This is a genomic window from Micromonospora echinospora, from assembly GCF_900091495.1.
In the GTDB taxonomy this organism is placed as follows: domain Bacteria; phylum Actinomycetota; class Actinomycetes; order Mycobacteriales; family Micromonosporaceae; genus Micromonospora; species Micromonospora echinospora.
The window spans coordinates 2944452-2959911 of sequence record NZ_LT607413.1; the positions used below are offsets into that span (position 1 = coordinate 2944452).

Annotated in this window: 15 protein-coding genes and 1 pseudogene; 9 read left to right on the forward strand and 7 right to left on the reverse strand. The window is 72.9% G+C overall.

The genetic code is table 11. The features are described from left to right. Window positions 1-20: 20 nt before the first annotated feature. Both GA0070618_RS13585 and GA0070618_RS34260 read left to right on the forward strand, forming a co-directional pair. Complete coding sequence (locus GA0070618_RS13585; protein ID WP_088981963.1) at window positions 21-473, forward strand: hypothetical protein; 453 nt, start codon at window positions 21-23, stop codon at window positions 471-473. Next, window positions 470-1900 carry a hypothetical protein gene (locus GA0070618_RS34260; RefSeq protein WP_088981964.1) on the forward strand — a complete coding sequence of 477 codons (1431 nt, stop codon included), beginning with the start codon at window positions 470-472 and terminating at the stop codon, window positions 1898-1900. The genes GA0070618_RS13585 and GA0070618_RS34260 overlap by 4 nt, the downstream gene beginning before the upstream one ends. 131 nt (window positions 1901-2031) lie before the next feature. Here the strand turns inward: GA0070618_RS34260 and GA0070618_RS13595 are convergent, their stop codons facing one another. From GA0070618_RS13595 to GA0070618_RS13605, 3 genes and pseudogenes are all read right to left on the reverse strand, one after another. Continuing rightward, the gene (locus GA0070618_RS13595; RefSeq protein ID WP_088981965.1) at window positions 2032-2757 is read right to left on the reverse strand and encodes a methyltransferase domain-containing protein; all 726 of its coding nucleotides are present in this window, start codon (window positions 2755-2757) and stop codon (window positions 2032-2034) included. 245 nt (window positions 2758-3002) lie between these two features. Next, a pseudogene (locus GA0070618_RS13600) lies at window positions 3003-3248 on the reverse strand (hypothetical protein); the annotation flags it as partial. 38 nt (window positions 3249-3286) lie between these two features. After that, complete coding sequence (locus GA0070618_RS13605) at window positions 3287-4924, reverse strand: ABC-F family ATP-binding cassette domain-containing protein (RefSeq protein ID WP_088981967.1); 1638 nt, start codon at window positions 4922-4924, stop codon at window positions 3287-3289. A gap of 63 nt (window positions 4925-4987) precedes the next feature. Between GA0070618_RS13605 and GA0070618_RS13610 the strand changes: the two genes are divergently transcribed. The 3 genes from GA0070618_RS13610 to GA0070618_RS13620 all read left to right on the forward strand — a co-directional run bounded on the left by GA0070618_RS13610 (window position 4988) and on the right by GA0070618_RS13620 (window position 6647). Continuing rightward, window positions 4988-5767 carry an ROK family protein gene (locus GA0070618_RS13610; RefSeq protein ID WP_088981968.1) on the forward strand — a complete coding sequence of 260 codons (780 nt, stop codon included), beginning with the start codon at window positions 4988-4990 and terminating at the stop codon, window positions 5765-5767. A gap of 85 nt (window positions 5768-5852) precedes the next feature. Beyond that, entirely contained in the window at window positions 5853-6221 is a 369-nt protein-coding gene (locus tag GA0070618_RS13615; protein ID WP_088981969.1) for a tetratricopeptide repeat protein, read from the forward strand. Between the two features lie 171 nt (window positions 6222-6392). After that, window positions 6393-6647 (forward strand): Smr/MutS family protein, encoded by a 255-nt coding sequence (locus GA0070618_RS13620; protein WP_013736060.1) that lies wholly within the window; start codon window positions 6393-6395, stop codon window positions 6645-6647. Between the two features lie 59 nt (window positions 6648-6706). On the opposite strand, the gene GA0070618_RS13625 is transcribed toward GA0070618_RS13620, so the two are convergent. The 4 genes from GA0070618_RS13625 to GA0070618_RS13640 all read right to left on the reverse strand — a co-directional run bounded on the left by GA0070618_RS13625 (window position 6707) and on the right by GA0070618_RS13640 (window position 10661). Next, the gene (locus tag GA0070618_RS13625) at window positions 6707-7390 is read right to left on the reverse strand and encodes a DUF4386 domain-containing protein (protein ID WP_088981970.1); all 684 of its coding nucleotides are present in this window, start codon (window positions 7388-7390) and stop codon (window positions 6707-6709) included. A gap of 202 nt (window positions 7391-7592) precedes the next feature. Further along, window positions 7593-7937, reverse strand: a complete 345-nt coding sequence (locus tag GA0070618_RS13630) for a type II toxin-antitoxin system HicB family antitoxin (RefSeq protein WP_088981971.1) — start codon at window positions 7935-7937, stop codon at window positions 7593-7595. Next, window positions 7934-8182, reverse strand: coding sequence for a toxin HicA (locus GA0070618_RS13635; RefSeq protein WP_231931734.1), 249 nt, complete (start codon window positions 8180-8182; stop codon window positions 7934-7936). Before GA0070618_RS13635 ends, GA0070618_RS13630 begins: the two co-directional genes overlap by 4 nt. Window positions 8183-8273: 91 nt before the next feature. Next, complete coding sequence (locus tag GA0070618_RS13640) at window positions 8274-10661, reverse strand: M28 family peptidase (protein WP_088981972.1); 2388 nt, start codon at window positions 10659-10661, stop codon at window positions 8274-8276. Between the two features lie 344 nt (window positions 10662-11005). Here GA0070618_RS13640 and GA0070618_RS13645 point away from each other — a divergent pair, with 344 nt between their 5' ends. The 4 genes from GA0070618_RS13645 to GA0070618_RS13660 are packed head-to-tail and all read left to right on the forward strand — an operon-like array spanning window position 11006 to window position 15294. Beyond that, window positions 11006-12259, forward strand: a complete 1254-nt coding sequence (locus tag GA0070618_RS13645; protein ID WP_414467582.1) for a PP2C family protein-serine/threonine phosphatase — start codon at window positions 11006-11008, stop codon at window positions 12257-12259. Then, window positions 12256-14040 carry a sensor histidine kinase gene (locus GA0070618_RS13650; RefSeq protein WP_088981973.1) on the forward strand — a complete coding sequence of 595 codons (1785 nt, stop codon included), beginning with the start codon at window positions 12256-12258 and terminating at the stop codon, window positions 14038-14040. The genes GA0070618_RS13645 and GA0070618_RS13650 overlap by 4 nt, the downstream gene beginning before the upstream one ends. Further along, window positions 14037-14489: a response regulator gene (locus GA0070618_RS13655; RefSeq protein WP_088981974.1), complete on the forward strand. Its 453-nt coding sequence runs from the start codon at window positions 14037-14039 to the stop codon at window positions 14487-14489. Before GA0070618_RS13650 ends, GA0070618_RS13655 begins: the two co-directional genes overlap by 4 nt. Next, complete coding sequence (locus GA0070618_RS13660) at window positions 14482-15294, forward strand: inositol monophosphatase family protein (protein ID WP_088981975.1); 813 nt, start codon at window positions 14482-14484, stop codon at window positions 15292-15294. The genes GA0070618_RS13655 and GA0070618_RS13660 overlap by 8 nt, the downstream gene beginning before the upstream one ends. Window positions 15295-15460 lie beyond the last annotated feature (166 nt).

Here is a 15460-nt window from a genome sequence, read left to right on the forward strand (position 1 = left end):
TCATGACACCTGGGGGCGAGATGAGCACCGATTCGAGCTGGGGCGACTACCTGTCCACCGACACGTCCGTCGCGGACACCGGCATCGACGCGTTCGCGGCGACCGTCGAGCCGATCATGCCGGTGGTCGAGCCGGTGTTGCCCGAGCCGGTGCTGGACGTGGTCGACAGCGAGATCGCCGGGGCCGCGGCCGACCAGGACTGGTCCGACTGGCACGCGGCCAGCGGCGACCAGTGGGCCGAGTCGGCGCAGGACTGGGTCGACTACGCCAACGAGAACCTGGCCGCCGGCAACCTCGAAGCCGCCGAGAGCGGAATGGCGTACGCCGCCGACCACGCCCACATCGCCGACAGCAACTACGACGTGTCCCTCGACTACTCCACCCAGGCGGTCACCCACCTGGACACGGCGGTGGCGGAGGTCGCCCCGTACGACACGTACGACGCCGGCACGAGCTTCGACATCGCGGAATGAGCTGGGCGGCAGACACCGACCCCGGGGCGCGGCCCGACCCGGCCGTGACCGCCACCGAGGCGGGTCGGCTGCTGGCCGGCGCGGAACGCCGGATCGCCGCGCCGCCGAGCGTGGCCCGGCAGCACCTGCTCCGCGTCCTCCGGGATCTCTCCTTCGAGCTGCGCACCGAGCAGCTCAGCCTGCTGGAGGCGGTACGCGGCTCGAAGCTGGGCGGGGTCACCCTCTCCGCCGCCCGGGTGCCGGTCGCGCTGCGGATCGGCCTCGAAGCCGACGGCCCCGGCTGTCGGGTCGGCGTCCTGCTGGCCGACCGCTGGGCCGGCCGGGTGGGCCGGAACTGGGGCCTCACCTCGGCCTACGTGCAGCTCTTCGAGTCCGTCCTCGGCGCGGTCGACGACGTGCTCGGCCGCCTCGACCCGGCCGCTGCCACCACCTTCCCCGGTTGGTGGCGACAGACCGGCCCCGGTGACGTGGCGATCATGCAGAACGCGGCGAGCCTCGCCAACCGGGCCGGGGCGATGCTCTCCCGGCACGCGTCCCGCCTGCTCGACGGGGACTCCCCGGCCCAGCGCCGGGCGGCGGTCAGCCGGTCCGGCACCGACACCTTCGTCTTCGAGACCCCGCAGACCGTCGCGGAGGTGCCGGCGGAACTTGCCGACGGCATGCTGATGGTCGGCGCGCTGATCGCCGGCAGGCCCGGGGACATGCCACCGAACCTGGTGGCCCAGGTCCAGTCGCTGGTGTTCCGGGTCGAGGAGCACCTCGCCTCGGTCCCGCCGGGCTCGGCCCCGGCCGCCCGGTTCACCGTCGAACCGGCGGACGTGCCGGTGGTGACCTTCCTGCACCAGCAGGCCCGGCTCCGGAGCCTGCTGCCGGTGCGGAACCTGCGGACCTGCACCACCTGCCGGCTGGAGAAGGTGACCAATCCCGATCGGGAGCGGTTGCAGGAGCGCACCCGGCGGACCCGGGACCTGGCCACCAGCCTCAGCGCGGTGGTCACCCCGTACGTGCTGGCCGGCCGGTTGGCGCAGCTCAACAACAAGGGGCCCGACTTCGCCTGCCCGCGCTGCCAGGGCATGGACGCCGACGAGACGGTGGTGACGTTCTGCCAGCGATGCGGCGACCGGCGGGCCGAGACGGCTCTGCGTACCTGCTCGAAGTGCCGGTTCGACTTCCGCAGCCTGGTCGCCGGGGACCGGGTCTGGCAACCCCGCCAGACACCCCCGGCCACCCCGCCTCCGGTTACCGCGGCCCCGCCACCCGCACCCCCGCCGCAGCCGATGCCGGCGCCGGCACCCGCTCCGGGCTGGGGTACGGCAGCCCCGCCGCAGCCGGCACCTGCCCCGACGTCGGCACCTGCCCCGGCGTCGGCGGCGCCCCGGCCGGTGGACCCGGAGGCGGAGCAGTGGCCCCGTCCTCCGGGCGGTTAGGTCGCCTCGATCGACTCCGGTTCGGCGATGTCGGGATGTCCACGGTCCTGGACGCACCGACATCGCCGACATGGCGTACGTCGACCCGCAGGCCGCCGTCTGCTGGGCGTCGGCGCGGGCGCGCCCGCCCTTCAGTCGAAGAAGCGGGCCAGGTGGGACGGCTCGGGGCCCGGGTCGTCGGCGGCGAGCGGCGTCAGGTCCGCGAAGATCGACGCGCCGTCGCAGCCGACGTGCAGCGGGTACCAGCGCGGCGTACCGGGCGGGCGCTGCCCACAGATCCCCTTGATCGTCTGGACGTCGAGCAGCCGGACGTGGGTCGGGTCGGCGACCGCGTTCACGTGCCGCCACCAGGGGCTCATCACGTGCAGGACGCCGCCCGGCCGGAGCACCCGGTGGGCCTCGTCCACCAGCGGCAGGAAGTCGACCATGTGCTCCAGGATGTGCACCGCGAAGAGGACGTCGACCGAGTCGTCGGCCAGCGGCAGCGACCCGGAGAGGTCCGCCACCGCGTCGACGCCGGGGGCGGGGAGGATGTCCAGCCCGAGGTTGCCCGGGTACTGCTTCGTGCCGCCGCAGCCCAGGTCCACGACGACCGGTGCCCGGCCGGCGACGGCCACCCGCGACCAGACCCCGAACACCCCGGCGAGCCGGCCGACCCGTTCCCGCACCAGACGCAGGTCCGCCGCCGTGGGCACCTCGCCGGTCAGGTGGGCCACGCCCCGGTCGAATCCCACGTCGACCGCCAGGTCGCGCAGGCGGTCGTCGTGTCGGGCCTGGTCCGTCCACGCTCCGGTGAGAAAGACGTCGATCGCCCTCAGCCGGTCGGCCGAGGGCGGTGCCTGCGCCAGCGCGACCATGCGGGCCACCTCCCGCCGCCCGTTACCCGCATCCGCGCCCGGTATGCGCGGGTTGCCGGAAGGGTCGCCCCGGCGACCGCGTGTGCGGAACGGCGACTCATACGGACGGCCCGGTCAGCGGGAACGGCGCTGGTGCAGTCCGGTCAGCGGGAACGGTGACTGGTGTGGTCCGGTCAGCCGGTGATGCCGCGCCGTCCGCCCCGCCCGACCCCGCGTACCCGCTGCCGGGGCGCGAGCTGCATCTTCGGGCGCTTGAGGTGGTAGCGGTGCAGTTCGTGGTTGCCGGGCAGCGACGGGTCCTCGCTCATCGCCACCAACTCCCAGCCCTGGTCGCCGGCCCGGTTCAGGTGGGACAGCGCGGTGTCGCCGTACGGCGTGACGTCGACCATGGCGCCGTCCGGCCCGTACCAGTGGAAGGTGACCTCCCAGCCGATGCCGTCGCTGACCGCCTGCCGGCGGCGTACCAGCAGTGCGTACTCCCACCTCAGCATCAACCGATTGTGACCCGCCGATGGACGGTACGCACGGATCAGAGCTCGGCGATCCGTCCGTCGTCGACGTGCAGCCGCCGGTTGGTCTCGATCGCCTCCAGCATCCGCCGGTCGTGGGTGACCAGTAGCAGCGTGCCGGGGTAACTCGCCAACGCCGACTCCAACTGCTCGATCGCGGGCAGGTCCAGGTGGTTGGTCGGCTCGTCCAGCACGAGCAGGTTCACCCCGCGCCCCTGGAGCAGCGCGAGCGCCGCCCGGGTCCGCTCGCCGGGGGAGAGGGTCGCCGCCGGCCGCAGCACGTGGTCGGCGCGCAGGCCGAACTTGGCCAGCAGGGTCCGCGCGTCCGCCGGCGACATCTCCGGTACGGCGGCCCGGAACGCGTCCAGCAGCGGCGCGTCGCCGACGAAGAGCCCCCGGGCCTGGTCGACCTCACCGACCACCACCCCCGGCCCGAGCGAGGCGTGCCCGGAATCCAGCGGCACCCGGCCGAGCAGCGCCGCCAGCAGGGTCGACTTGCCCGACCCGTTCGCCCCGGTCACCGCCACCCGGTCGGCCCAGTCGATCTGGAGGGTCACCGGGCCGAGCGTGAAACCGCCCCGGCGTACCACGGCGTCGCGGAGCGCGGCCACGACGGCCCCGGCACGGGGCGCGGCGGCGATCTCCATCCGCAGCTCCCACTCCTTGCGCGGCTCCTCGACCACCTCCAGCCGCTCGATCAGCCGCTCCGTCTGCCGGGCCTTCGCCGCCTGCTTTTCGGAGGACTCGGACCGGAACTTCCGGCCGATCTTGTCGTTGTCGGTCGCCTTGCGCCGGGCGTTGCGCACGCCCTTGTCCATCCAGCCCCGCTGGGTGCGGGCCCGTTCCTCCAGCCCGGCGCGGGTCTCGGCGTACTCCTCGTACTCGGCGCGGGCGTGCCGACGGGCCACCTCGCGCTCCTCCAGGTACGCGGCGTAGCCACCGCCGTAGTGCCGGACCTGCTGCTGGTGCAGGTCCAGCTCCAGGATCCCGGTGACCGTGCGGGTCAGGAACTCGCGGTCGTGGCTGACCAGCACCGTGCCGGCCCGCAGCCCGGTGACGAACTCCTCCAGCTTCGCCAGTCCGGCCAGGTCGAGGTCGTTGGTCGGCTCGTCGAGCAGGAAGACGTCGTACCGGCTGAGCAGCAGCGAGGCCAGCCCGGCGCGGGCCGCCTGCCCGCCGGAGAGCCCGGTCATCGGATGGTCCAGGTCGACGCCGAGGCCCAGGTCGGCGGCCACCTGTTCGGCGCGTTCCGGCAGGTCGGCCCCGCCGAGGGCGAGCCACCGCTCCAGCGCCTCGGCGTAGGCGTCGTCGGCGCCGGCGGCCCCGGCGGTCAGCGCCTCGGTCGCCGCGTCCAGCGCGGCCTGCGCCGCCGTCACCCCCGTCCGGCGGGCCAGGAAATCGCCCACCGACTCGCCGGGGCGACGTTCCGGCTCCTGCGGCAGGTGGCCGACGTTCGCGGTGGGCGGGCTCAGCGTGACGCCGCCGGCTTCCACGGGCTGCAACCCGGCGAGGGTACGCAGCAGCGTCGACTTGCCGGCCCCGTTCGCCCCGACCAGGCCGATCACGTCCCCGGGGGCCACCACCAGGTCGAGTCCGGTGAAGAGCAACCGGTCGCCGTGCCCGGCGGAGAGGTCCTTGACGATCATCGTGGCGCTCATCAGGAGTCGAAGCCTAGTCCTCCGGCCCCCCGTGGACCGAACGCATTCGGCAGACTGGCGCGCGTGGTGACCACGTTGGCGATCGACTGCGGTGGCGGCGGCATCAAAGGGACGGTGCTCGACGAGGCGGGGACGATGCGCGCCCGGCCGTTGCGGGTGCCCACGCCGTACCCGCTGCCGCCGAGCCTCTTCGTCAAGACGCTGCTGGACCTCGCCGGGCGGCTGCCCACCGCCGACCGGCTGACCGTGGGTCTGCCCGGGATGCTCCGGCACGGGGTGGTGGTGGCCACCCCGCACTACGTCACCCGGTCTGGGCCACGCTCCCGGGTCGATCCGGGACTGCTCGCCGAGTGGACCGGGTACGACGCGCGTACCGCGCTCGCCGACGCCTTCGGCGTGCCGGCGCTGGTGCTCAACGACGCCGAGGTGCACGGTGCCGGGGTGGTCGCCGGCAGCGGCTGCGAGCTGGTGCTGACCCTCGGCACCGGGCTCGGCTGCGCCCTCTTCGACGGCGGGGTGCTCGCCCCGCACCTGGAACTGTCCCAGGCGCCGGTGCGCTGGGGGATGACCTACGACACCTACGTCGGCGAGCCGGAGCGCCGCCGGCTGGGCGACGGCTTCTGGTCCCGCCGGGTCCGGCAGGTGGTCGAGGGGCTGCGGCCGGTGTTCCGCTGGGACCGGCTCTACCTGGGCGGCGGCAACTCCCGACTGATCCGGCCGGAGCAGCTCGCGCGGATGGGTGAGGACGTGGTGGTGGTGCCGAACACCGCCGCGCTGGTCGGTGGGGTCCGGGCCTGGCAGCTCACTCCGCCGGTGTCCGTCGACGGGCGTCCGGGCGGCTGACCGGCCGGGAACACTCGCCACCCCTGCGGTGTTTGTGCGAGCGTCGGACGAGGAGCGGACGGCGGGACACGAGGGGGTGGGTCGAATGGACTTCCTGGCGGAGTACCGACGGGCGGCGATGTTCTTCGAGGCCGGGGACCCGACCGGAGCGGCCCGGCTGTTGGAGCCGATCGTGGCGGCCGAGCCCGGCAACGCCTCGGTGCGGCAGCTGCTGGCGCGCGCGTACTTCCAGTCGGCCCAGCTCGGCCGGGCCGAGGAGCAGCTGCGGGTGCTGGTCGACCAGGACCCGAGCGACCACTACGCGCACCACGTGCTGGGCCGGACGCTGGAGCGGCTGAACCGTCCGGTCGACGCGCTGCGGCACCTGCGTATCGCCGCCGCGATGCACTCGGCGAACGACGACTACCGCAAGGCCCTGCAACGGGTCGAGACCCGGGTCGGCAGCCCGCGCTGACCACCTGCGGCCCGGCGGCTTCCCGTACCGACACGAGAAGCCGCCGGGCCGCCGCAGGAAGCCTGCCGACCTACCATGGCCGGCATGGGAGCCGACCTGCCGGTCGGGGGAGCGCCACGGTCACGTGGCGCGTCCGGCCGGCGGCGGCACGACACTCGACCGGGGCGCGGCATGAAACTCAAGCTGGACCTGCACGACATCTTCAACAAGGGCCACGACATCGACCGGGCGCTGCGCGGGATCATGGACGAGGCGGTGGCGAAGAAGGCCACCCTGGTCGAGATCATTCCCGGCAAGGGCTCCGGCCAGCTCAAGAAGCGGGTGCTGCGGTTCCTCGACCAGAAGGACGTCAAACAGCTCTACCACCGGGTCGAGAAGGACTCCAAGAACTTCGGTCGCCTCTTCGTCCACTTCCGCTGGAAGTAGTAGCCCCGGTTCCGCCGGGAATGGTGACGGCCTGGCCGCTGACCTGAATCCCAGGTCGCCTACCGGGCGCCGACGGCGACCATTCCTGCGGTGACCGGGGAGGGCCGGAAGCCCTTGGCGATCAGGTAGACGCCCAACGAGAACTCCCACACGGCGATGGGGATGGCCGCGACCGCCACCACCGGCGACAGCCGGTCCCAGAGGCCGAACAGTATGCCGGCGTCGGAAACGACGAGCAGGGGCGCCCCGACGAGCCCGAGCACGGGAAGAACCCGCGGCACCAGGCGTGACTGGTACAGCAGGGAACCCAGCAGCAGGGCGTTGACGGCCGGAATGAAGCCTTGGCTGAGCAGGAAGACCGAGTCGTAGAAGGCGACCAGCGCCTGGCCGGTGACCAGCGCGTCTGCTCCGGCTTCGGCCCGCCGCAGGGCCACGACCGTCAGGAGGCTCCCGACGCCGACGAAGATGCAGGCGGCTTCGAGGACCCGGGCGGTGACGAAGCCCAGCGCGCGGGTTTCGCCCTGCCGCTTGAGCACCGGGTACAGCACGACGGCGGTGCCGATGCAGGCGAGGGCGACGATCACTTCAAGGACGCCACCGATGACGACCGGGGTTTCCGGCGTGGTGCCGACGACGTAGTCCGCGTCGCGCACCGGATCGTACAGGGCGAGGGTCGGAATCGAGGCAAAGGTGAGCACGTAGAACCCGCCCGCGACCAGCGTGGTCCTCCTCAGTGGGTCCACCGGGGCTCCTTTCCCGCTCAATCGACGGTGGTCATGCCGTCACCCTCCTGCGGATCGGTGCGATGGCGAATAGGCCGCTCGGGCAATTCGCGTGGCCGCAATCCTGGCCGGCGCAAAATGCGGCATCTCGGCGTCTCCGAGCAGGGTGATCGCCCGAGACGCCGCATATCTGGTCGGTCAGCCGCGCCGGACTCCCTGCTTGTCAGGCTGCCGTCAGCTTCCGTACCACGTACTGGTTGAGGCTCAGCCCGTCCTCGGCGGCGTGGGTTGCCAGCTCGCGGTGCAGGCTTTCCCCCACACGAACGTTGAACTTGCCCGAGTAGCTACGGTCGGCGAACGGCTGCGGCACGTCCTCGCCCTGTTGCTCCATGTCCGCGATCACTTCGCGTAGTAGGTCTTGGAGTCCCTTCAGAGCCTCGACCTGAGAGGAAGCCAGCCAGGAAAGGGACGCGAATTCCGCGCAGGTGGCGACGAACTCGTTGTCCTGGGCTGACCACGTGATGCGGTAGGTGTAGTGGGTCACCTCGGGATCAGCGACTGGCTTCATGATGCGGCCCCCTTCTTGTCGATCGCCTTGAGTACCTGCCGTACCTGGTACGCCTTGGCCTTGCCTTTGTCGTTTTGGATATTGACGCGCGGGTCGCCGGCCCATGGCATCTTGAAGACCGCGTGGGAGGTGCCGTCCTGCCGTGGCTTCCCGAAGTAGTGTTCGCACACCCTCCTGAGGTCGTTGTAGGCGATGTTCTGCGGGTTGCTTCTCATCGTTTCCACGATCTTGTCCACCGAGGGCACGCCTCGATGGTACTGCGGGTAGTACCACGCGGCAACGCCGCTCGTGAACACCTGTCCGCAGCCTCGACGCCGAGGCGCGGGTCCGGGTGGGTCAGAGGTGGTGGGTCTGGGCCACCGCGAGCATCTCGGAGGTGTGGGAGCCGACTACGCCGACGTCGGGTGGGCGGGGACGGAAGCCGGGTAGGGCGTCGAGGCCGTCGCTGGCGTCCATGGCGCGTAGCGCCACCCGCTCCGCCTTCGGCGTGAGGGTGAGCGTGATCTCCAGACCCTCCGGTGGCGGGGCGTGGAAGACCAGGCCGACGTCCCACCGCTGTGCGTCGGCGATCCGGTCGACGGGCACCGGCCGACCGGCCACCACCATCGACCGCACCGTTGCCGTGGTGGCGTCCACGTGCAGCGTGGTCAGGCGGACCTGCCGTTGCGGCGTGAGCCGCAGCCGCAGGGTGCGCTCGGTGCCGGCACGGGTGTCGGCGAGCACCTCGACCTTCGGGGCGGGCAGGTCGGCGCGGGGTGCCGGGCCGGCTCGCAGTTCCGCGTCACCGAGGCCGGGGAACTCGTCGTCGACGCGTTCGGTCCCGTCGACGTACCCGTCGGTCCAGGGCTGCGGGTCGGTCTCGTGGCTGAGCCAGCGTGCCTGCCCGGTGCCGGCGTCGAGGGCGTACATCAGGTGGGTCGGGATCGGGTGGGCGGCGTCGAAGCGGTCCACGGTCAGGCCCACCCCGGCGAAGACCACCGCGGCGACCGTCGCGGCCAGTGCCGGCAGCGCGCCCCGGCGGCGGGCCCGCGCGGCGGCCATGCCGCGTGCGCCGCCGGCCTGCGGGTGCAGCAGGTCCACCACGGGCAGTGCGGCGAACCCGAGCAGCGTCGCGAAGAGCGCGGCGACCGCGCCCATCCCCATACCGAGCGCCGGGAAGAGCAGCACCACCGTGGGAAGGAGGACCAGCACCGCCACCGCCGCCGCGAGGGTCACCGCGACCACCGGTCCGGGGCCGTCGATCCGGGTGGCCAGGGCGACCAGGCCGGCGAGCGCGCCGGCCAGGGCAGGCAGGGCCGCCAGGTACGACCCGCCGGGCGCGACCACGGCGAGCAGCACACCGAACAGGGCGAGCCAGCCCAGTCCGCCGATCGCCAGCGCGGCCGGGCCGACCGCGCGGCGGGTCAGCGCGTACCAGCCGAACAGGACGGCGGCGGCGAGCGCCACCACCGCCAGGCGGTACCACCCCGGACGGTACGGGTCGAGCAGCTCGGCGTAGCCGGGGCGGACGGCGAGCACCGCCGTCCAGAGCAGCCAGGCGGTGAGCGGGGCGGCGAGGAGCGGCACCGCTGCCAGCCCGAAACCGGCGGCGAGCCGGGGCAGGCTGGTCCGGCCGTGTCGGCGGGCCGCCCAGCCGAGCGCGGCGATGGCCAGCAGCCCGGCCAGGGCCAGCGGCCAGGTCAGCCAGCCGGGGTAGCGGACCAGGCCGCCGGGCACCGGGAAGTACGTGGCGTCGTGCGCGGCGTCCAGGGTGTCCAGGTCGGTCCGGCCGAACTCGCGGGCCAGCGCGAGCACGTTGTCGCCGTGGTGCTGGAGGCTGCGCCGGTCCATCGACTCCGGGGTGTCCAGCGGGGTGTGGTAGATCGCCCCGCCGTCCAGGTACGCCGAGTTCAGCCCGACGAAGTCCTCGTCGAGGAAGGCGGTGAAGTCGGTGTCGTTGGGCAGCAGCCGGTAGACCTCCACCGCGAACGAGGTGCCCACCGGGTGCGGAGCGGCCCGGCCGAACGCGCCCACCAGGGCGGCGTTGCGCCGGGAGGTCTCGAACATGATCACCGGGCCGGTCCGGCCGCGCGCCTCCAGGTTGAGCACCACCCCGCCGTCGGCGGCGAGCGGGTGCTCGGCGGCGAACGCGGCGGCTCCGCAGAGGCAGGCCTCCTCGGCGTCGGTCAGCACGAACACGATGTCGTTGCGGGGCCGGGGCCCGATGGTCAGCGCCCGGGCCACCTCCAGGATCGCCGAGGTGCCGGCGGCGTCGTCGTTGCCGCCCGGTCCGGACTGCACCGAGTCGTAGTGCGCCACCAGGAAGACGCGGCCGGTCGGGTCGGTGCCGGGGAGCCGGGCCACCACGTTGCGGACCCGGGCCAGCGTGGTGCCGCCGGCGGCCCCGCTGAGCTGCCCGGCCTCCGGTGCGACCGTGTCCTGCACCGACGTCTCCAAGCCGAGCCCGCGCAGGGTCTGCTCCAGGTGCGCCCGGGCCCGGTCGTTGGCCGGGCTGCCGGCGGCGTGGGTCTCGGCGGCCACCACCTTGACGTGCTCGTACGCCCGGGTGGCGCTGAACTCGGCGGCCGGCGCGTCGGCCGGGGCCGGGGCGGGCGTTCGCAGGTCGAACAGGGTGCCGGCGGCGACCGCGACGAGCACGGCGAGCGCGGCCACGGCGGCGGCCGGTCGGCGGCGCGGCCGGGCCAGCGCCCGGTCGGCGGCGGGGGTGGCAGGCGGTGCGCCCACTGGGGTCTCCTCGCGGGGTGGGGCCGGGGGTGGCACCATCCTGCCCCTCCCGCGCGTCCGGCGGGGGACGTGATCGTCCTCGCATGCTGATTCCCTTCCGGATCGTGGAGGACGGGCGAGCCGGTCCGGGCGGCGCGGCCCGTGGGAGCGTGCCCGGCCCGTCCGGTCGGTCGACCACCGCTCACTGCGGTCGGTGCCCTTTTTGCCCGCTGCTGCGTAGTGACCGACCCCATCTCCGCCCGTGCCGTGGCCGTCGTGTTGTGTGCGACCGTTGTCTAATACAGGATCAGCAGGGCACTCGGAAGGAGCGCGACATCAGTAGTGATCTTCCGCGTCTCGCGGCGGTGACCCGGTCCGTGCCGGGGGCGGGGCTGCCCCGCGCCACCGTCGCGCCGCTGGCGTACCCGCACGGTGGCCTCGGCCGGCACCCGGCGCTGCCGCCCGGCGAGCGGTTGCGGGTCCTGCTGGTCGAGGACGACGAGGGAGACGCGTTCCTCGTCGGGGAGCTGCTCGCCGAGACCAACTCGATGATCGACCTGCTGGTCGCCACGAGCCTGAGCGAGGCCCGGCAGCGGGTGGTCGGGGTCGACTGCGTCCTGCTGGACCTCGGCCTGCCCGACGCCCAGGGGATCGACGGCCTGCGTCAGGTCCTCGACATGGCGGGCGGCGCGGCGGTCTGCGTGCTCACCGGTCGCTCCGACGAGCACCTGGGCATCGTCGCGGTCGCCGAGGGCGCGCAGGACTACCTGGTCAAGGGCACCGTCGACGGCGTCCTGCTGACCCGCGCGCTGCGCTACGCCGTCGAGCGGAAGCGGGCCGACGAGAACGCCCGCCGGCTCCGCGAGGTCGAGCTGCGGCAGGCCGAGTCGGCTCGCCTGGAACGCGGCCTGCTGCCGACGCCGCTGCTGATGGAGCGCGACCGGATCGCGGTGCACACCTTCTACCGCCCGGGCCGGCACGCCGCCCTGATCGGCGGGGACTTCTACGACGTGGTGCAGACCCGGCCGGGGCGGATCGACCTGATCGTCGGGGACGTCTGCGGACACGGCGTGGACGAGGCGGCGCTCGGTGTGGAACTGCGGGTGGCCTGGAGGGCCCTGATCCTCGCCGGGGTGCCCGACGACGAGGTGCTGCCCGCCCTGGAGCAGGTGCTGATGAGCGAACGCCGGCTCCAGGAGATCTTCGCGACCGTCGCCACCACGCGGCTGGACCTGGACGCCAACCGGGCGACCGTACGGTTGGCGGGGCACCCGCCGCCACTGTTGATCGCCGGGGGTGAGGTCGCGCCGGTGCCCGCCCGGGGCGGCCTGCTCCTCGGTGTGCGCCCCCGTCGGCCCGTCGCCTTCGACCTGGAGTTTCCCACCGATGACTGGTCCCTGCTGATGTACACCGACGGCCTGATCGAGGGGCGCGTGGGCAACGGTGAGGAGCGACTCGACGTGCCGGGGCTGAGCGCCCTGGTCGGCGAGCCGGCCAGCCGGGCCGTGCCCCTGCCCGAGCTGCCGGGCTGGCTCGTCGGCCAGGCGGAGGATATCAACGGTGGCCCGCTCGCCGACGACGTGGCGATGCTGCTGGTCAGCCGGGGCGGTGGCCGGTGAACGCCGTCACGCGGGGGTGGACGCTGCGCCAGCGGGTGGTCACCCTGCTGACCGTGGTCGGCGTGCTGCTGGTCGGCCTGGCCGCCGCCGAGGCGGCGGTGGCCGCACGGAACCGGGCCCACACGGACGCGGTGCTGACCGAGACCGGTCCGCTGCGGGTCCAGGCGCAGGAACTGTTCAACGCGCTGCTCGACCAGGAGACCGCCGTCCGCGGGTACGCGGTCAGCGGCGACCGCCAGGATCTCCTGCCGTACGAGAGCGGCGTCGAACAGGAGCGGGATCGGATCGAGTCGATGGGCCGGCTCGCCGAGGACTACCCGGCGGTCCGGGGAGAGTTGGACGCCGTCCGCATCCAGGCGGAGCGGTGGCGGCAGGCAGTGGCCGTACCGGTGATCACGACGGTCGACCAGGACGGCACCCAGGCGGCCCAGAACCTGATCAACGACCGGACCCGGCAGGAGTTCGACCAGATCCGCAGCTCGATGTCGCGGCTGGAGGCGGAGATCCTCGCCGAACGCGAAGCCAACGAGCGGAACATCCGGCGGACCGGCAACCTGCTGGTCGTCCTGCTGATCATCGCGGCGCTGGTGGTGGTCGTGGCCGGCGCGGTCCTGCTGGTCTCGCTGGAGCGCATGGTCGTCCGGCCGCTCACCGGTCTGGCCGGTCAGGTGCGGGAGGTGGCCGAGGGCGACTACCAGCACGAGATCAGCGGGTCCGGGCCACCGGAGTTCCAACAGCTCGCCGACGACGTCGAGGCGATGCGGCGCAAGATCGCCAAGGATCTCGCCGAGGTGCGGGAGGCCCGGGAGCGGATCGAGTGGGTCAACACGCAGCTGCAGAAGCAGGCTGAGGAGTTGGTCCGGTCCAATCGTGACCTGGAGCAGTTCGCGTACGTGGCTTCGCACGACCTTCAGGAGCCGTTGCGTAAGGTGGCGAGTTTCTGTCAGTTGCTCCAGCGTCGTTACGCGGGGCAGCTCGACGAGCGTGCCGACCAGTACATCGGGTTCGCGGTGGACGGGGCGCAGCGGATGCAGCGTCTGATCAACGATCTGTTGGCGTTCTCCCGGATCGGTCGTCTGACGACGGGTTTCACGGAGGTGGACCTGGATCGGGTGATGGCGGAGGTGGCGGGGCAGACGGAGGTCGCCCGGCAGCAGGCCGGTGCCGAGTTGACCTGGTCGGAGTTGCCGACCATCCGGGGTGAGGAGCCGTTGCTGACCAACCTGCTGGCGAACCTGGTCAGCAACTCGGTGAAGTTCCGTCGGCCGGACGTGCCGCCGAGGGTGCATGTGTCGGCGCGTCTGGTGGACGGCGAGTGGGAGATCACCTGCCGGGACAACGGTATCGGGATCGAACCGGAGTTCGCGGACAAGATCTTCGTGATCTTCCAGCGGTTGCACTCCAAGGACGCCTACCCGGGGACGGGCATCGGCCTGGCGATCGTCAAGAAGATCGTCGAGTACCACGGCGGTCGGGTCTGGGTCGACACCGACACCGAGGAGGGCACGGCTATCCGGTTCACCCTCCCGGCGTTGCCCGAGGACGTCGAGGCCGCCCGGGCGGCGGCCGACGAGCGGGACGGCGACGCCGACGCGACCGGGGACGACGCGCCGGCCGGAAGCACCGACGCGGAGCCGGGCGCGGAACGTGCCCGGCCCGCCGACATCGACGAAACGGCAACGACCGGGCCGACCGACGACACCCTTCGGGACGCTGACGACCAGCGTCCGGACCAGGCGACGAGCGGCAGGACGGCTGGCACGAAGGAGACAGTGCGATGACCGCTCCGGCGGACGGCAGAAGCCCGATCGAGGTCCTTCTCGTCGAGGACGACCCGGGCGACGTGTTGATGACCCAGGAGGCGTTCGAGGAGCACAAGCTCCGCAACCGGCTGACCGTCGTCTCCGACGGCGCCGAGGCGCTCGCCTACCTGCGGCGCGAGGGCCAGTACGCCGACGCGGTGACGCCGGACCTGATCCTGCTCGACCTCAACCTGCCCCGGCGCGACGGCCGGGAGGTGCTGGAGGAGATCAAGAGGGACGAGATGCTCTGCCGGATCCCGGTGGTGGTGCTCACCACCTCTCAGGCCGACGAGGACATCCTCCGCAGCTACCAGCTGCACGCGAACGCGTACGTGACGAAGCCGGTCGACTTCGAGCGGTTCATCTCGGTGGTCCGGCAGATCGACGAGTTCTTCGTCAGCGTGGTCAAGTTGCCGCCGCGTGGTTGACGACACCCTGCTCGACGACGTCGGCGGCCTGCTGCGCAAGGCCGCCGAGCAGATCGTCGTGCCGCTGTTCCGCCGTCTCGACGACCACGAGATCACCGAGAAGGCCCCGGGCGACGTGGTCACCGTCGCCGACCAGCGGGCCGAGGAGATGATCTCCGAGGAGCTGCTCCGGTTGCGTCCCGGCTCGGTGGTGGTCGGCGAGGAGGCCGTCGCCGCCGACCCCGCGCTCCTGGCGCACCTGCGCGCAACGGGGGACGTCTGGCTGGTCGACCCGGTCGACGGCACCGCCAACTTCGCCTCCGGGCAGCGGCCGTTCGCCCTGATGGTGGCCCTGCTGACCGAGGGCGAACCGGCGGCGTCCTGGATCCTCGACCCGCTGGCCGACAACCTGGCCGTGGGCCGGGCCGGCGCGGGCGTACGTCTGGACGGCCGGACGGTCGACACGGCCGGTCGGGTGCCGCCCCTCGACGAGTTGCGTGGCGCGTCGATGAGCCACTACCTGCCACCGCCGATGCGGTCCCGGGCGACGGCCGGCGGCCGGCGGCTCGGCGAGGTCCTCCCCGGTCAGCACTGCGCCGGCCGGGAGTACCTCGACGTGCTCGCGGGCACGCAGCACTTCGTGCTCTTCTGGCGGACGTTCCCGTGGGACCACGTGCCGGGCGCGCTGCTGGTCCGGGAGGCCGGCGGGGTGGTCCGCCGGTTCGACGGCACCGACTATCACCCGGCCGTCGACGACCACGGGCTGCTGGTGGCCGCGAACGAGCAGATCTGGGACGCGGTGCACGCCGCCCTGCTCGCCGACTGAGACACCCCCGACGGGCCGGCCGTCCGGGTAGTCACGGGCTCGGACTGAGACACCCCGACGGGCCGGCTGTCCGAGCCGTCACCGGCTCGGACGGCGGCCGGCGGTCCGGTATTGTGACCGGCGGTCCACGCCGAGGACGCGCCCGGGGCCGGGCCGCGTCCCGGCT